The organism is Mycobacterium sp. SMC-17 (assembly GCF_045310915.1).
GTDB lineage: Bacteria > Actinomycetota > Actinomycetes > Mycobacteriales > Mycobacteriaceae > Mycobacterium.
The window spans coordinates 1-16,631 of sequence record NZ_JBJIAK010000028.1; the positions used below are offsets into that span (position 1 = coordinate 1).

18 protein-coding genes and 1 pseudogene are annotated in these 16,631 nt (G+C 67.7%); 10 read left to right on the forward strand and 9 right to left on the reverse strand.

The features are described from left to right. Window positions 1-80: 80 nt before the first annotated feature. A pseudogene (locus tag ACJH7A_RS18100) lies at window positions 81-689 on the forward strand (hypothetical protein); the annotation flags it as partial. Between the two features lie 110 nt (window positions 690-799). Here the strand turns inward: ACJH7A_RS18100 and pstB are convergent. From pstB to ACJH7A_RS18130, 6 genes are all read right to left on the reverse strand, one after another. Further along, complete coding sequence (gene pstB / locus ACJH7A_RS18105; protein WP_020098814.1) at window positions 800-1,576, reverse strand: phosphate ABC transporter ATP-binding protein PstB; 777 nt, start codon at window positions 1,574-1,576, stop codon at window positions 800-802. Between the two features lie 15 nt (window positions 1,577-1,591). Continuing rightward, complete coding sequence (gene pstA, locus ACJH7A_RS18110; protein WP_318987087.1) at window positions 1,592-2,506, reverse strand: phosphate ABC transporter permease PstA; 915 nt, start codon at window positions 2,504-2,506, stop codon at window positions 1,592-1,594. A gap of 8 nt (window positions 2,507-2,514) precedes the next feature. Then, complete coding sequence (gene pstC, locus ACJH7A_RS18115) at window positions 2,515-3,546, reverse strand: phosphate ABC transporter permease subunit PstC (RefSeq protein ID WP_036427561.1); 1,032 nt, start codon at window positions 3,544-3,546, stop codon at window positions 2,515-2,517. A gap of 72 nt (window positions 3,547-3,618) precedes the next feature. Next, on the reverse strand, window positions 3,619-4,728 hold the full coding sequence (pstS, locus tag ACJH7A_RS18120) for a phosphate ABC transporter substrate-binding protein PstS (protein WP_406775812.1): 1,110 nt from the start codon (window positions 4,726-4,728) through the stop codon (window positions 3,619-3,621). Window positions 4,729-4,877: 149 nt separating this feature from the next. Next, window positions 4,878-5,768, reverse strand: coding sequence for a mycothiol synthase (mshD, locus tag ACJH7A_RS18125; protein ID WP_406775813.1), 891 nt, complete (start codon window positions 5,766-5,768; stop codon window positions 4,878-4,880). Then, window positions 5,765-6,541, reverse strand: coding sequence for a winged-helix domain-containing protein (locus ACJH7A_RS18130; protein ID WP_406802480.1), 777 nt, complete (start codon window positions 6,539-6,541; stop codon window positions 5,765-5,767). Before ACJH7A_RS18130 ends, mshD begins: the two co-directional genes overlap by 4 nt. Window positions 6,542-6,749: 208 nt before the next feature. Here ACJH7A_RS18130 and lmeA point away from each other — a divergent pair, with 208 nt between their 5' ends. The 8 genes from lmeA (at window position 6,750) to ACJH7A_RS18170 (ending at window position 11,317) form a co-directional block, all read left to right on the forward strand. After that, window positions 6,750-7,547 carry a mannan chain length control protein LmeA gene (gene lmeA / locus ACJH7A_RS18135; RefSeq protein WP_406802481.1) on the forward strand — a complete coding sequence of 266 codons (798 nt, stop codon included), beginning with the start codon at window positions 6,750-6,752 and terminating at the stop codon, window positions 7,545-7,547. Further along, the gene (locus ACJH7A_RS18140; RefSeq protein ID WP_318987067.1) at window positions 7,544-7,969 is read left to right on the forward strand and encodes a thioredoxin family protein; all 426 of its coding nucleotides are present in this window, start codon (window positions 7,544-7,546) and stop codon (window positions 7,967-7,969) included. Before lmeA ends, ACJH7A_RS18140 begins: the two co-directional genes overlap by 4 nt. 29 nt (window positions 7,970-7,998) lie before the next feature. Further along, window positions 7,999-8,091: an Ms5788A family Cys-rich leader peptide gene (locus ACJH7A_RS18145; RefSeq protein ID WP_350224456.1), complete on the forward strand. Its 93-nt coding sequence runs from the start codon at window positions 7,999-8,001 to the stop codon at window positions 8,089-8,091. A gap of 82 nt (window positions 8,092-8,173) precedes the next feature. Beyond that, on the forward strand, window positions 8,174-8,641 hold the full coding sequence (locus ACJH7A_RS18150) for a DUF4395 domain-containing protein (RefSeq protein ID WP_212813441.1): 468 nt from the start codon (window positions 8,174-8,176) through the stop codon (window positions 8,639-8,641). 38 nt (window positions 8,642-8,679) lie between these two features. Continuing rightward, on the forward strand, window positions 8,680-9,516 hold the full coding sequence (locus tag ACJH7A_RS18155) for a sulfurtransferase (protein WP_061001504.1): 837 nt from the start codon (window positions 8,680-8,682) through the stop codon (window positions 9,514-9,516). 1 nt (window position 9,517) lies between these two features. Continuing rightward, complete coding sequence (locus ACJH7A_RS18160; protein WP_020098804.1) at window positions 9,518-9,820, forward strand: DUF1416 domain-containing protein; 303 nt, start codon at window positions 9,518-9,520, stop codon at window positions 9,818-9,820. 291 nt (window positions 9,821-10,111) lie between these two features. Beyond that, window positions 10,112-10,771 carry an FABP family protein gene (locus ACJH7A_RS18165; RefSeq protein ID WP_212814988.1) on the forward strand — a complete coding sequence of 220 codons (660 nt, stop codon included), beginning with the start codon at window positions 10,112-10,114 and terminating at the stop codon, window positions 10,769-10,771. 141 nt (window positions 10,772-10,912) lie between these two features. Next, on the forward strand, window positions 10,913-11,317 hold the full coding sequence (locus tag ACJH7A_RS18170; RefSeq protein WP_244872684.1) for a hypothetical protein: 405 nt from the start codon (window positions 10,913-10,915) through the stop codon (window positions 11,315-11,317). Between the two features lie 239 nt (window positions 11,318-11,556). Here the strand turns inward: ACJH7A_RS18170 and ACJH7A_RS18175 are convergent, their stop codons facing one another. Further along, a complete protein-coding gene (locus ACJH7A_RS18175; protein ID WP_406802482.1) occupies window positions 11,557-12,363 on the reverse strand; it encodes an aminodeoxychorismate lyase in 807 nt (268 codons plus the stop codon). A gap of 39 nt (window positions 12,364-12,402) precedes the next feature. Between ACJH7A_RS18175 and ACJH7A_RS18180 the strand changes: the two genes are divergently transcribed. After that, window positions 12,403-13,470 carry a YgfZ/GcvT domain-containing protein gene (locus ACJH7A_RS18180; RefSeq protein WP_406802483.1) on the forward strand — a complete coding sequence of 356 codons (1,068 nt, stop codon included), beginning with the start codon at window positions 12,403-12,405 and terminating at the stop codon, window positions 13,468-13,470. Here the strand turns inward: ACJH7A_RS18180 and ACJH7A_RS18185 are convergent. Both ACJH7A_RS18185 and ACJH7A_RS18190 read right to left on the reverse strand, forming a co-directional pair. Beyond that, window positions 13,467-14,942 (reverse strand): APC family permease, encoded by a 1,476-nt coding sequence (locus ACJH7A_RS18185; protein ID WP_406802484.1) that lies wholly within the window; start codon window positions 14,940-14,942, stop codon window positions 13,467-13,469. The genes ACJH7A_RS18180 and ACJH7A_RS18185 overlap by 4 nt on opposite strands. Before the next feature lie 74 nt (window positions 14,943-15,016). Then, entirely contained in the window at window positions 15,017-16,483 is a 1,467-nt protein-coding gene (locus ACJH7A_RS18190) for an aldehyde dehydrogenase family protein (RefSeq protein WP_406802485.1), read from the reverse strand. Between the last annotated feature and the right edge of the window lie 148 nt (window positions 16,484-16,631).

Genomic DNA, 16,631 nt, shown 5'->3' on the forward strand with positions numbered 1-16,631 from the left:
GGCACCGACACGGCCTGAACATCTCCGCCCACCTCAGCCCCGTCCCCGAATTCCCACCACCCCAGGGGACTTAGCCCACCCACATCCTCGACCCGGGCGTGCGCATACGGACTTCGCTCGACCTCATCGTGCACCAGCGAATTGGCGCGCCGCTCAAGAAACTTGACGGCCGACTCGCCACCGCGCCCGCATGGACAGCGATAGAAGTCGCCCGGACACTGAAACGTCCGCGGGTGCTGGCGGTATTGGATGCCGCTCTCCGCAGCGGCACCTGCAGCAGGGCGGAACTGCTGCAGGCCCTTGAGGAACAACGTGGCCGTCGCGGCGTGGTCAATGTCCGGGAGCTGCTGCCACTGGCTGACGCGCGAGCCGAGTCTCCAATGGAATCCGAGATGCGGTTGGTCTTCATCGAATGGCAGCTTCCGACTCCCGAATTGCAGTACGAGGTACGCGATCTCCACGGTCAACTATGGCGACTCGATTTCGCCTGGCCCGAATACCGCGTGGCAGCTGAGTACGACAGTATGGAATGGCACTCGAATCCCGCTGCGGTCAAACATGATCGCATCAAGACGGCACGGCTACAGGAAATGAGCTGGACCAGCGTTCCGGCTGTCGTCGACGACATCAGGCAATACCCGGTCGAGCTGTGCACAAGAATCAGACGTCACTTTGATCGCGCGGCATGAGTTCCTGCGCGAACAGACGCAAAACTGTCAAGTTTCAACCAAAAACGACAGTTTTACGTCTGCTCGCGAGAGAAAGTGACCGCGAACCCCCGCGCATATCCGCGGGCGACCTAACCGAAGCGGCCGGAGATGTAGTCCTCGGTGGCTTTCTTGGACGGGTTGGAGAAGATCTTCTCGGTGTCGTCGATCTCGATCAGCTGGCCGGGCTTGCCGGTGGCCTCGAGATTGAAGAACGCGGTCTGGTCGCTGACACGCGCTGCCTGCTGCATGTTGTGCGTGACGATCACAATTGTGAAGTCCTGCTTCAGTTCTGCGATCAGGTCCTCGATGGCGAGCGTCGAGATCGGGTCCAGCGCCGAGCACGGCTCGTCCATCAGGAGCACGTCGGGCTGCACCGCGATGGCGCGGGCGATGCACAGACGCTGCTGCTGACCACCGGAGAGACCACCACCGGGCTTGTCGAGGCGGTCCTTGACCTCGTTCCACAGGTTGGCGCCCTTGAGCGACCGCTCGGCGACCTCGTCGAGCGTCTTCTTGTTGCGCACGCCCTGCAGCTTCAGCCCGGCCACCACGTTGTCGCGAATGGACATGGTGGGGAACGGGTTCGGGCGCTGGAACACCATGCCGATGGTCTTGCGCACGCCGACGGGGTCCACGCCGGGGGCGTAGATGTCGTCACCGTCGAGCAGCACCGATCCGGTGGCGCGGGCGCCGGGGATGACCTCGTGCATGCGGTTGAGGGTGCGCAGCACCGTCGACTTACCGCAGCCCGACGGCCCGATGAACGCCGTCACGCTGCGCGGCTCCACCGACAGGCTGACGCTCTGCACGGCGTGGAACGAGCCGTAGTAGATGTTGAGATCTTTGAGATCCAGACGCTTGGCCATTGACGGTACTCCTGCTCAAACTTTCTTCGGGGCAAAGAACTTGGCGCCCAACCGCGCCGCCACGTTCAGCAGCGCGATCAGCAGCACCAGGGTCAGTGCCGCTCCCCACATCCGGTCGGTGGGGACCTCGTTGGCGCCGGCACCGGCGCCGATCTGGTCGTACATCATGCCCGGCAGCGAACCCATGAAGCCGCCGAACATGTCGAAGTTCATGGCCTGTGCGTAGCCCACCAGGACCAGCAGCGGGGCCGTCTCACCCATGACGCGGGCCAGCGACAGCATGACGCCCGTGACGATGCCCGACAGTGCAGTCGGGATGACAATGCGCACAATGGTTTTCCACTTCGGGATACCCAGTGCGTAGCTGGCCTCACGCAGGTCCATCGGCACGATGCGCAGCATCTCCTCGGTGGACCGCACGATGACCGGGATCATCAGCAGCACCAGAGACAGCGACACCGCGAAGCCCGTGCGCTGGAAGCCCAGGGTCGCGACCCACAGCGCGTAGACGAACAGCGCGGCGACGATCGACGGGACACCGGTGAGGATGTCGACCATGAACGTGGTGACCTTGCCCAGCTTGGTGCCGCCCCCGTACTCCACGAGGTACACCGCCACCATCACGCCGATCGGGATCGAGATGACGGCGCACACCAGCGCCTGCAGCACGGTGCCGACGATGGCGTGGTACGCGCCGCCGCCCTCGACGAACGCCGTCATGCCGGACTGCGAGTTGGTGAACCATTCCGACGCCGTGAGGGCCTTGTAGCCCTTGGTGACAACGGAATACAGCACCCACACCAGCGGGATCAGCGCCACGAGCAGTGACAGGCTCACGAGCACCGTCGCGACCTTGTCGGTCACCTTGCGGCGCAGGCCCACCCCTTCGAACGACTGGTGCTTGACGGGCCGCTCCAGCATCGCCGCCATCTTTGCGTTCATTTCGCCGTCCTTCCGGCCACGACCGCGCGCGCCGCGGAGTTCACCACGAACGTCAGGATGAACAGCACCAGGCCGGCGGCAATGTAGGCGCCTGCTTTGTACTGGTCGTTGAATTCGCTTGCGGTGGCCGCGATCTTGCTGGCGAACGTGTAGCCGCCGTCGAACAGGGTCCAGCTGAACTGGGTCTGCGTACCGCGCAGGATGATCAGCAGCGCGATGGTCTCACCGAGCGCGCGGCCGAGGCCGAGCATGGCGCCGCTGATGTAGCCCGAGAGGCCGAACGGCAGCACGGTGGTGCGCACGACCTCCCAGCGGGTGGCGCCCAGCGCCAGCGCGGCTTCGATCTGGCCGCGCGGCGTCTGGATGAAGACCTCACGGGTGACAGCGGTGATGATCGGCAGGATCATCACCGCGAGCACGATGCCAGCGGTGAAGATGGTGCCGCCGCCGGCGACCGAGGCGTTTCCGGTCTTGAACAGGAACAGCCAGTCGAGATTCTTGTTGAGCCACAACGCAAACGGCTTGAGCACGGGTGCCAGCACGTAGAGGCCCCACACGCCGTAGACGATCGACGGCACCGCCGCGAGCAGGTCCACCACATACGCCAGCGGTCCGGCTAGCCGGCGCGGTGCGTACTGCGTCTGGAAGATCGCGATACCCAGCGCCACCGGCATCGCGATCAGCAGCGCGAACACCGACACGAAGACGGTGACCTGCAGCAGATCGAGGATGCCGAAGTGCATCGCCGAGGTGTCGGTGGTGACCCAGTTGCCACCGAAGGTGAAGAAGTTCTCTTTGTTGCGGGCCAGCGCCGGGATGGCGCGCCACAGTAGGAACACACCGATGGCCGCGATGAGGGCGACGATCAGTACGCCGGAACCCTCGGCGAGCAGGCGGAAAATCCGGTCGCCCAGGCGAACTTTCGAGCCCTTCAGCGGGTCGAGAGACACCGGCGTCGGCTCGGGGAAGGGTGCGGCAAGCGCCTCCCCCGACCCCGCGTCGGCTGGATTCGGTGTTGTCACTGTCATCCTGTCAGGAACCTAACGGTCGTGGGCTCCGGTTCCATCCTTACTGCGATGGAACCGGAGCGCCAGCACTGCTTAAGCGATTGCGTCGACCGACTGCAGCAGACGCGTCTTGAAGGCGTCGGGCAGCGGGATGTAGCCCGCCTTCGACAGGTTGGCCTGCCCCTGGTTGGCGGCCACCTTCAGGAACGACTTCACCGCGGCCGCGGTGTCGGCGTCGTAGCCCTTCGAGCAGACGATCTCGTAGGTGGCCAGCACCAGCGGGTACGCGCCGGCTTCCTTGGTCGAGTACAGCGACTTCAGGTCGAGGGCCAGATCGTTGCCGTCCTTGGCGAACTTGGCGGAGGCAATGGCCTTCTTGGCGTTGTCGTCGGTCAGTTCGACTGCGCCCGAACCGGTGTCGATCTGCGCGAACGGCAGGCCGGCGGCCGCGGCCGGGCTCTTCTCGACGTAGCCGATGGCGCCCGGGGTGGCCTGGACGGCCTGCACGACGCCGGCCGACTTCTGCGCGCCCTCACCGGCGCCGCCCTGGAACTCGCTGCCGGCGCCCTTCTTCCAGCTCTCCGGAGCCGCGGCGGACAGGTACTTCTGGAAGTTGTCGGTGGTGCCCGACGAGTCCGAGCGGTAGACGGGCTTGATGTCGGCGTCCGGCAGGCTGGTGCCGGCGTTCAGCGCGGCGATGGCCGGGTCGTTCCACTTCTTGATCTCACCCTGGAAGATCTTGGCCAGCACATCGGCGTTGACGACGAGCTTGCTCACACCTTCGAGGTGGTAGGCCAGGGCGACGGGGCCGAAGACCAGCGGCAGGTTCCATGCCGGGTTGCCACCGCAACGCTCGGCGGCCTTCTCGATCTGCTCCTTGGCCAGCGCCGAGTCCGAGCCGGCGAAGTCGACCTGCTTGGCGATGAACTGCTGGCGGCCGGCGCCCGAGCCGGTGCCGTTGTAGGACAGGTTCTTGCCCGAGCAAACCTGGCCCCAAGCCTTGTTGAACTCGGCGATCGCGTTCTGCTGCGCGGTCGAGCCCTCGGCGGTCAGCGCGTTCTTGCCGCCGCACTCGGCGGACGAACCGGACGTCGACGACGCGGTGCCGGACGTGTTGTCATTGCCACACGCGGTCATGCCGACGGCAAGCGACGCAGCCGCTGCGGTGACGACGAATGCTTTACCGATGCTGGTGAACTTCACGGGTCCTACTTTCGGTGTCGGCCGATGGTCGGCTTTCAAGGGTCGGCTTCCGACTCCCGCGCAACGTATGCGGCCGTAATGGACGAATCACTGATGCCGAATGAACACCGGGTGAACACGGTCAGGGACTTTTCAGCCAACTCGCCGTTTCAGCTAACGGTCGGAGCCGCCGCGTAGGCGACATCGGCGCTGTACAGCTCGAACCCCAGACGTCGGTAGGTTTTCACCGCCGCGGTGTTGTCTGCCTCGACATACAGCAGTACGGTCCCGTCCGGCCCCAGCCGGTCGGCCAGGTGGTGCAGACCGGCCAGCGTCAGCAACGCCCCGAGGCCGCGGCCCTGCGCGTCCGGGCCCACCCCGACGACGTACACCTCGCCCAGGCCCGAGCCCGGGTGAATCTTCGTCCAGTGGAAGCCGAGCAACCGTTCCCCGGTCAGATCGTCGGCGTCGTACGCCAGGAACAACCCGGCCGGATCGAACCAGGACTCACCCCGGCGCTCGTCCACCTCGGCCTGCGTCCAGCCGCCCTGCTCGGGGTGCCAGTGAAAGGCCGCGTTGTTGACGCGCAGCAGTTCGTCGTCGACTTCGGGCCCGGGATACGTGGTCAGCCGAACGCCCGGGACATCGGTCAGCGCAGGCAGATCGGACAACGAGCGGCGCATCTGCCAGAGTTCGCGCACCGCGGTCAGGCCGAGTGCCGCGGCGGTGGCCCGTGCGGCATCGAGGTTGCCGTGCGCCCAGATTCGGGTGGCCGGACCACCGGCGGCCAGGCCGGTGCGGATCAGGTCGCTGCCGATCCCCCGGCCCCGGGCGCCGACGGCGACGACGGCCTCGGCCATGTCCGGCGCGAGATTCAGATAGCCGACCAGCGCACCGGAGTCATGCGCCAGCAGGTGCCGGGTGCGGTCCAGCGGGAGTTCGCGCAGCACCTGGTCCCCGACCGGGGCCACGCCGTCGGCGGCGGTCGCCGCCGCGACGAGTTCACGGATGGCCGTCTGGTCGGCAGCACTCAGTGCGGTGTGCCAGGTCAGTTCTGTCACTGCACGGGCTGGGTCTGGCGGGCGCCGTTCTCGACGTCACCGGAGTCGCCGTCGTCCTCGTCGTCGATGTCGTCGACCGATTCGGGGGCGCCGTTGGCGCGGCCGCGCGCGGGCCGCACGGCCTTGTAACCGACGTTGCGGACGGTGCCGATCAGCGATTCGTAGTCGGGGCCGAGCTTGGCGCGCAGGCGCCGGACATGCACGTCGACGGTGCGGGTGCCGCCGAAGAAGTCGTAGCCCCACACCTCCTGGAGCAGCTGGGCGCGGGTGAAGACCCGGCCGGCGTGCTGGGCCAGGTACTTCAGCAGCTCGAATTCCTTGTAGGTCAGGTCCAGCGGCTTGCCACGCAGCCGCGCGGTGTAGGTGCCCTCGTCGATGACGAGTTCACCGAGCGTGATCTTGCCGGCGCTCTGCTGGTCGGCGACGCCGTTACGGCGTCCCACGAGCAGACGCAGCCGGGCGTCGATCTCGGCCGGGCCGGTGCCGGGCAGCAGGATTTCGTCGATACCCCACTCGACGTTGACGGCCACCAGGCCGCCTTCGTTGACCACGGCCACCACGAGTACCGACGCTCCGGTGCTGCCCAGCAGACGACAGAGTCCGCGGGCGGCCGCGAGATCAGTGCGCGCGTCGACGATCGCCACATCGGCGTTGCCGGCTTCCAGCAACGACGACACCTCGGTGGGTGCCGGCCGCACACTGTGCGGCAGTAGCGCCAGCGCCGGGAGCACAGACTCCGGGTGCGGGTCGACGGTCAGTAGCAGAAGATCCAACGGGTCCTCCAGTACGTCCGGGGCCGCACCGGACCCGCCCCCGCGACGACGCTGTCGCAGTTCAATCCGATTCAACTCCGGAGAATCATGGCTGACACATGGCCGTTACCGGCCAAGATCATCTAACGATAGCTTGCCACCTGCGATTTAGCGGCTTGGAACGGCCGGTCGCAACACTGCGTGGCTGGCCGTACGCCAGAATGTCCGGATGCGTAAGGTGCTGACCCGGCTGCTGATCCCAGCGGTCGTGCTGATCCTCGCGGTCGTCGGCACCGATTTCGGCTTCGCGATCTTCGCCGAATACCGAATGTCCCGCAGCGTCCGGACCGCGGCCCACCTGCACTTCGATCCGTGGGTGTCCATCCTCGGTTTCCCCTTCGCGACCCAGGCGGCGCGGGGCCGCTACCAGCAGGTCGAGGTCAAGGCCGCCGCCGTCGCGCACCCCGTCGTGGGGAAGGCGTCCATCGAGGCCACGCTGTACGACATGGTCGCGACGCCCAAGTCCTGGCTGATCGGACCCGACGCCAAGTTGACCGCGGCCAAGCTGGAAAGCCGCATCATCGTCGACTCGACCCATGTCGGCCGCTTCATGGGTATCAAGGACCTGTTGGTGGAAGCCCCGACCAACGATTCCAACGACGCCACCGGCGGCACCACCGAATCCGGTATCTCCGAGAACCACGGCCTCGTGTTCACCGGGACCCCGGCCGCCGCCGGCCTGAACAAGCGCGTCAGCGTCTCGGTGGACCTGTCCATCACCGGCGCCGACCACACGAACCTGGTGTTCACGGCGACCGATGTGCTCACCGGTCCGGGCACGGCGGAAGAAAAGGTGCCCGACGACAAGAAGGCCGCGGTCCTGCGGGCCTTCTCCACCACGATGCCGGGGATGAAGCTGCCGTTCGGGCTCACGCCGACCAGCGAGGGGGCGCGCGGCTCCGACGTCATCATCGAAGGCATCGCCACGGGAGTAACCGTGCCCCTGGATAGGTTCAGACAATCATGAACTCCACAGTCGTGGTGCTGACGGTCCTGGTCGCCGCGCTCGGGATCGCGTACATCATCGGGCGTCTGCTGACGCTGCGCGCCGGCCTGATGAAGGAAGTCGTGCCGGCCGAGACGTCGGCCGAAAACGACAACGCCGACCTCGGCCTGTCGACCACCGGCCCGACCGTCGTGCATTTCAGCGCAACGTGGTGCGGACCCTGTGCGGCCGTGCGCCGCGTCGTCGACCAGGTCTGTGATGACCTCGGGGTCGCGCATGTCGAGCTCGATCTGGACGCCAATCCCGTTGCGGCCCGACGACTGTCGGTGCTCTCGCTGCCGACGACGTTCATCTTCGACGCCGCGGGGCAGCAGCGGTACCGCACCGCGGGCGTCCCGAAATCCGCTGATCTGCGCGAGGCCCTGCTACCGCTGTTGGCCTGACCACCCCGTCTTTGGGTAAGCTGTCTGCCGTGTTGGCCCCCCGCGAGCTCCTGCTCACCAAGCGTCGCGCAGTAGATCTGTGCCGCGTTGCGGGTTGTTGCTGTTGTTGTTGTAGCTGCTGAGTAGCCGCGCCGTCATTTCGTGTTGCGCTCCGAGCAGCCCTTCTGTGGCCAGTCCACGATCACAAACAACAGGAGCTTTCCCATGTCAGACAATTCCATCGAAACCCCGCAGGTCGACGTGCGTGGACCCCGCTTCGCAGCCTGGGTCACCACCGCGGTGCTGATCGCTGCGCTGCTGGTGTCGGCTGTCAGCCCGATCGCCGCGGCCGTGATCCTCGGCGTGCAGGCCGTGGTGTTCGCGATCGGCGCGATCGGCGGCCCGCGCAAGCACCCCTATGGCCGGATCTTCGCCACCTTCATCGCGCCGCGGCTGGCGCCGGTGTCGGAGAAGGAACCGGTCGCACCGCTGAAGTTCGCCCAACTCGTGGGCCTGCTGTTCGCCATCGCGGGATTCGTCGGCTTCGCGACGGGTATCACCGCCCTGGGACTCGGTGCCACCGCGTTCGCGTTGATCGCCGCCTTCCTGAACGCTGCCTTCGGCATCTGCCTCGGTTGCCAGATTTACCCCCTGGTGGCGCGACTGCGCCGCACGGGCGTCCCCGCCACCTGACCCGCTAGAGCTCATAAGCAACCGAAAGGAATTCGTACATGGCACGTTCCGACGTCCTGGTCTCGACCGAATGGGCCGAGAACAACCTCGACACCGCCGGCGTGGTGTTCGTCGAGGTCGACGAGAACACCAGCGCCTACGACGACGAGGGGCACATCCCCGGCGCCGTCAAGCTGGACTGGCGCGATGATCTGCAGGACTCGGTCAAGCGTGACTTCGTCGACCAGCAGCAGTTCTCGAAGCTGTTGTCCGACAAGGGCATCAGCAACGACGACACCGTCGTCCTGTACGGCGGCAACAACAACTGGTTCGCGGCTTACGCCTACTGGTACTTCAAGTTGTACGGCCACAACGACGTCAAGCTGCTCGACGGCGGCCGCAAGCGCTGGGAGCTCGACGACCGCCCGCTGGTCAAGGACGCCACCGTCCGCCCGGCGACCTCGTACGAGGCCAAGCCCATTGACAACAGCATCCGCGCGTTCCGCGACGAGGTGATCGCCGCGATCAACACCAAGAACCTGGTCGACGTGCGTTCGCCCGACGAGTTCTCCGGCAAGATTCTGGCTCCCGCGCACCTGCCGCAGGAGCAGAGCCAGCGCCCCGGCCACGTGCCGAGCGCCATCAACGTGCCGTGGAGCCGGGCCGCCAACGACGACGGCACCTTCAAGTCCGACGAGGAGCTGGCGAAGATCTACGCCGACGCCGGCCTCGACGGCGAGAAGGAGACCATCGCCTACTGCCGCATCGGTGAGCGTTCGTCGCACACCTGGTTCGTGCTGCAGGAGTTGCTCGGCCATCGGAATGTAAAGAACTACGACGGCAGTTGGACCGAATACGGCTCCCTGGTGGGTGCCCCGATCGAGTTGGGAAATTGATATGTGCTCTGCACCCAAGCAAGGCCTGACGCTGCCGGCCAGCGTTGATCTGGAGAAGGAAACGGTCATCACCGGCCGCGTCGTCGACGGCTCGGGCCAGCCTGTCGGCGGGGCATTCGTGCGCCTGCTGGACAGCACCGACGAGTTCACCGCCGAGGTCGTCGCGTCGGCCACCGGTGACTTCCGCTTCTTCGCCGCGCCCGGCACCTGGACGCTGCGTGCGCTGTCCAAGGTCGGCAACGGCGACGCCGTGGTGGCGCCGACCGGTGCCGGCATCCACGAGGTCGACGTCAAGGTCGCGTGACCTGAGTTAGTTCTTACTGCCGCGAGCGGCCGTGTTTGTACCCCGACACTCCGTGTCTGGACGTACAGATGCGGCCGCTCGTCGCATCTGAGGGGCCGGTGCGGCGCACGTCACACCGGCATCCCGAGTAACCTGTCTGTCCGTGGTGCTTTTCTTCGAGATCCTGCTGGTCGTGGCCTCGCTGGCCATCACCTGGTTTGCGCTCTACGCGTTGTACCGCCTGATCACCGACGAGTCGTGACGTCCGACCAGGACCCCGCGCACGCGAGGAGCGATTCAGCCCCTGACGGCTTGGGCGAGCTCGGCGCGCTGGCCGGTTCCGGCGACCGCGCCATCGCCGCGGCGGCCGATCGCGCCAAGGCCACGGCCGCGCGCAACGTACCCGGGTTCGACGACCTGCCACTGCCCGCGGATACCGCCAACCTCCGTGAGGGCGCGGACTTCAACGACGCCCTGCTGGCCCTGCTGCCGCTCGTCGGTGTCTGGCGCGGTGAGGGCGAAGGCCGCGATTCCGCCGGTGACTACCGCTTCGGCCAGCAGATCATCGTGTCGCACAACGGCGGCGACTACCTCAACTGGGATGCCCGCTCCTGGCGGCTCGACGAGAACGGCGAATACGCCGGCCCGGGCCTGCGCGAGACCGGCTACTGGCGGTTCGTGAACGACCCGAACGATCCCCACGGGCAGGACGAGTCCCAGGCCATCGAGCTGCTGCTGGCGCATTCGGCCGGCTACGTCGAGCTGTTCTACGGCACCCCGCTGAACCAGGCCTCCTGGGAACTGGCGACCGACGCCCTGGCCCGTAGCAAGTCCGGCATGCTCGTCGGCGGCGCGAAGCGGCTCTACGGCATCATCGAGAACGGCGACCTGGCCTACGTCGAGGAGCGCGTGGACGCCGACGGCGGCCTGACCCCGCACCTCTCCGCGCGCCTGTCGCGCTTCGTCGGCTGACGCTGCTTCGGCTTCGCGTCGGGTTTCGTCGGTCTCGGCGCCGCCACTTCACAGGTGACGCCTAGATTCTCGATATCACTCCCCCATCGGCGCTCTCTAGCGTCTGCCTGGTCAGCAATTCGCAACCAGATTGGGGGAAACGTGGTTCCTTCCGCTATTCGTCTCGCCGTCTTCAGTGCGACTGCGGCCGCGCTGGTCGGCGGTGTGGTCGGGTGTTCGTCGAGCAGCGACTCGGCGCCGAGCAGCTCGAGCACGGCGTCGTCGGCAGCCTCGTCCAGCAGCGCGGCACCGGTGTCCGGCTCGGAAGCTCCGGGCACGCCACCCGGTGGTGACGCCTTCGCGCAGTGCCTGACCGAGCACGGCGTTCCCGCGCCGCCGCAGGGCCCGCCGCCGGGCGCTCCGGGCAAGCACGAGGGCCATCAGGGTCCCCCGCCCAGTGGCGAGCACGGCACCCCGCCGGCTCCTCCCGGGGTCGACGAGAACACTTGGAAGTCCGCGACGCAGGCGTGCAACTCGCTCGCGCCGACGCCTCCGCCGGCCGGCTGACCTACCCCGGACATGAGGCAGCCCCCGAGCCAAGGTTCCTGGTTGGACAAGACCGGGAGGCTCGGGGGCCGGGTGGCTGCGGGAATTCGCGAGTGCGCTCGGGAATTACCCGGCGCTACTAGCGGGCAGCCACCTCACATGTCCTCAAAGAATCAATCAATTTGTCGGACCACCTCCTTCCCTGTGTACGTGCGACCGTACTCCCAGGTCGAAGACCCGACAACCGATTTTTCTCGGGCTCAGATCTGCCGGTCGATCAACCCGCTGATCAAGGCTTCGAAGGGCGAAGCCGCCAGCGTCCGCCCATCCAACGTATGCACCCGCGCCGCCAGCGTGATCGCCGAAAGCAGCCAAACACCTTGCGCGGCAATCAAATCCGGTACCGTCACCCGTCGGTACACGCACTCGATGCCCTGCGCCGCGGCGGCCGCGAACAGCGCGCGCTGCGTGGTCGACGGCAGGATCGACGACGCATCGGGCGTCACCAGAACGGCTTCCCCGGCCGCGCCACGAACCGCCAGCACGACGGCCGAGCGCGGCCCTTCGAGCACCGTGCCCGTCGCGTCGACGAACACGGCGTCGCCGGCGCCGGCCCGTTCGGCGTGCCGCAGCGCGGCCACGTTCGCCGCATAGGACAACGATTTCGCGGCGGCCAGCGGCCAATGCGGCCGCACCAATGTCACCGCCGCGACGCCGTCCCGGCGGGCCGTGGCGACGCGCTCCGGCACGGCCGAGACCATCACGAAGGCCACCACACCGTCGACGCCGCGACCGAGCACCAGCCGCAGCACGGCCTCCCCGTCGGGCCACTGGCCCACCGCGGCCGTCACCGCCGCCCGCCATCGGCCGGCGTCCGGACACGGCAGGCCCGCCAGCGCCGCCGACGCCGTCAACCGCGCCAGGTGCTCGTCCAACAGACAGACGGCCCCCGAACGCACGAGTGCCGTCTCGAAAACCCCGTCGCCGCGGGAGAACACGGGATCGTCGGCGCGGACCGTGGCCCGGCAGCCGTCGACGGCGACGACGATGGGCGGCGGGGTGGTCACGGCCAGAAGGCTAGTCGGGACGCCAACTACGCTCGAAGCATGAGCGCAGTTCCCGCCCCCGAATCCGGACCCGACGCCGGCGCCGTCTGGCACTATGGCGACCCGCTCGGGGAGCAGCGTGCCGCCGCCACCGAGGCCGTCGTCGTCGACCGCGGCCACCGCGCGACCATCGAGCTCACCGGCGACGATCGCCAGAGCTGGCTGCACACCATCTCGAGCCAGCACGTCAGCGCCCTTCCGGAGGGGTCCGTCGTCCAGAACCTGAGTCTGGACGGCCAGGGCCGGGTCGAGGACCACTGGCTGCAGACCGAACTCGGCGGCGTCACCACGCTGGACACCGAGTCGTGGCGCGGGCAACCGCTCGCCGACTTCCTGCGCAAGATGGTGTTCTGGTCGAAGGTCGAGGTGAAGCCCGCCGACCTCGCGGTGCTGTCGCTGCTCGGGCCCGCCGTCAACCAGCTGGACCTGCCGACCCCGGACGCCGCCGGGACCGCGGCGCCGCTGCCCCAGGGCGGTTTCGTGCGCCGGGTGGGCCCCGAGGAGATCGAGCTGGTGGTCCCGCGGGCCGACGCCGCGGCATGGCGACAGCGGCTGCTCGACGCGGGTGTCCGGCCCGCCGGGCTGTGGGCCTACGAGGCCCTGCGCGTAGCGGCGCTGCGGCCGCGGCTGGGCGTAGACACCGATGAACGCACCATCCCGCACGAGGTCGGCTGGATCGGCGGCCCGGGCGTCGGCGCCGTACATCTGGACAAGGGTTGCTACCGCGGCCAGGAGACGGTCGCGCGGGTCCACAACCTGGGCAAGCCGCCCCGCATGCTGGTCCTGCTGCATCTGGACGGCGGCGACGACCGCCCCGCGACGGGTGATCCGGTACTCGCCGGCGGCCGGGCGATCGGCCGCGTCGGGACCGTCGCCGAGCATGTGGACCTCGGCCCCATCGCGCTGGCGCTGCTCAAGCGCGGCGTGCCCGCCGACACCGAGCTGGCCACCGGCGGTGACGCCCAGGTGCCCGCCGCGATCGACGCGGACTCGCTGCCGGAGGCCGATACCTCTGCCGGCGCGGGCCGGGCCGCGGTGGACCGGTTGCGCGGCGGCGCCCGGAACTAGTCGTCCTGCACCAGCGCCAGGTACTGGTCGGGACGACGGCGCCGAACCCGCTCGGCGACGGCCACGCCCGCGGCGAAGATCGCGGCGATGAGCCCACCGAGCACCACCGCAGTGGCGGTGCTGCCGACCAGGAGCGAGAAGTTCTTGATCACCAGCAGCAGGATCGCGGTGAGGCCGAGGAACGACAGGCCGGGGGCGATCACGGTGTGCCACACGCTCGCACCGTGCTCCTGTGTCCGGAAGAAGACGATGACGGCCAGGCTCGTCATTGCCATGAGGGCGATGAGGCCCAGCGTGGATGCGCCCGAGAACCACATGTAGGTCTGCGTTATCGGGTGCCAGCCGATCACCGCGACGGCCACCATGGCGGCCAGCGAGATCACCGTGAACACCAGCGACGATCGGGACGGCGTGCGGTGCCGCTCGTCGATCTCGGCGAGCGACGCGGGCAGCAGCCCCTTGGTCGCCAACGTGAACTGGTAGCGGGTGATGACGTTGTGGAACGACAGCACGCAGGCGAAGAAACTGGTCACCAGCAGCACCTGGATGACGTCGGTGAGGATCGGTGAGATGTAGGTGCTCGCCAGATTCTGCACGACGTTCTCGGGCTCGGCCTTGGCGGCATCGACGGCCCGATCCACACCCAGGCCCTCGACAACCGCCCATGCCGCCAGCGCGTAGAACAGTCCGATGAAGACCACGGCGGAGTAGGTCGCCCGCGGAATGGTGCGGTCGGGGTCTTTGGCCTCGTTGCGGAACACCGCGGTGGCCTCGAATCCGATGAAGCAGAAGAACGCGAACATCAGCCCGAGACTCGGTGCGCCGGTGGCGAATTCGGACGGTGACAGCGGTACCAGGCTCAGGCCACCCTCGCCGCCGGACCAGCCGGCTCCGCCTGCACAGATGACACCGATGTCGACGAGCACGACGGCCAGCGTCTCGGCGATCAGCAGTACGCCCAGCACCTTGGAGCTCAGCTCGATGTCGCGGTAGCCCAGCACCCCGACCAGGCAGACCCAGCCAATCGCACTGGCACACCAGGGAATTCCGATGTGCACCGCGGTCAACAGCTTCGACGTGGCCACGCCGAGGTACGTGTACAGCCCGATGAGCATCACCCCGTAGGACCCCAGCGCGAGTGCCGCTGCGCCCACCCCGACGTGCCGTCCCAGGCCGCGCTGGATGTACGAGTAGAACGCGCCGGCATTGGGCACGTACTTGCTCATCGAGGTGAAGCCGACCGAGAACAGGGCCAGGATCACCATCGCGATCAGGAAGAACTGCGGCGCGGCGGCGCTGCCGCTCACCGAGATGATGATCGGGACGCTGGCGGTGACGACGGCCAGCGGGGCCGCCGCGGCGACGACCATGAACACGATGGAGCCGACGCCCAGCCCGCGCTGCAGCATGGTGTATGTCCCGGGCGCTGCTTCCAGCGTGGTCGCGGGGTCGGATGGTGGAGTGTTGATCATTGATTTTCGGCTTTCTGACGACGCTGTCGGGGTGAATTCCGGGAACCCAGGAACGGCGGGGCGATCGGGCGGGGTCAGCCGGCGAGCACGCCCCGCAGCACGATGCTCTTGACCTGGGTGAATTCGTCGAGCGTGTAGGCGACCCCTTCACGCCCCAGGCCGCTCTTCTTGTAACCGCCGAACGCGGCCACGTCGGGCCGGTAGGTGTTGCCGCCGTTGACCGAGACGATGCCGGCCTTGATGCGCCGGCCGGCGCGGATGGCCTGTGTGACGTCGTTGGTGAAAACCGCAGCACCCAGGCCGAATTGGGAGGCGTTGGCGAGTTCGATGGCCTCGTCGAGGTCGTCGACGGCGAGCACCGAGAACACCGGCCCGAAGATTTCTTCGTCGGTGGCGATGCCGACGCGGGTGTCGATCTCCAGCAGCGTGGGGTCGATGAAGGCGCCGCGCCGGGTGCCACCGACCAGCACGCGCGCGCCCTGCTCGACGGCTTCGTGGATCTGCCGTTCGACGGTCCGCGCTGCCTCGACGCTGATGAGCGGACCGACATCGGTGGTTTCGCAGCGCTGATCGCCGACCCGCAGCGCCGCGACCCGCTCACGCAGGCGGTCCACGAACTCCTGGTAGCGGGACCGGACGACCATGATGCGTTTGGTGGCCACGCACACCTGTCCGTTGGCGTAGGTGCGCCCCGCGACGGCATGGTCGACGGCCGTGTCCAGGTCGGCATCGTCGCAGACGATGAAGGCGTCGTTGCCGCTGAGTTCGAGGAAGACGCGCACGACGTTGCGGCCCGCGGCGGCGGCGATGACGGCTCCTACCGCGGTGCTGCCGGTGAACGTGACCGCCGCGATGTCGGGGCTGCCGGCCAGGTGCGCGCCGACGATGTGGCCATAGCCGGTGACCAATTGCAGTGCGGCGCCGGGCACTCCGGCCCGGTGCAGGATCTCGGTGAGCATGACGGTGACGATCGGGTCGTCCTCCGGCGGCTTGACGATCATGGCGTTGCCCGCGGCGAGCGCGGCCCCCACCTTGTGCGCGTACAGCTCGGCGGGGAAGTTGAACGGGACGATGCCGACCATGACGCCGAGCGGCTCCCGCACTGTGAGCATGAGGTCCGATTGCAGCCCGTCCTGGATGTCGAGGGGGATGGTCTGCCCGAACAGCCGCAGGGACTCCTCGGCGAAGCCGTCGAAGATGCGGGCGGTGGTGTCGATCTCCGCCCTGGCATCGGCGATGGTCTTGCCGTTCTCCGCCGACAGCATCGCGCTCAGTTGGGCGCGGTCGGCGCGGATCTGTGCCGCGGCGGTCCTGAGGATGGCGGCTCGACGGAACGCCGGTGTTGCCGACCAGGTTTCGGCACCGGCCACGGCTGCGTCGAGGGCGTCCTGCGCGTCGGCGACGGTGCCGGCGGGCACGGTGCCGATGAGGTGGCCGTCGAACTTGTCGCGGATCTCGATGACCTCACCGGAGGCGCTGTCGCGCGCCTGACCACCGATCGACATCCGGTGCTTGGCGAGCAGTTCCATTGCTGCGGTCATCGTCGAATTCCTCTCGGGGCGGGCCGTGGCGGCAAGACGCTGCCTATGATGCAGACCACATTTCGGGCCCCGGGAGGATTCCGAACATCGTGCGCCAGGTGGTCCGGAAGTTTCGATGTTCTTCGAAACAAGCCCGGCCGGACCTGGT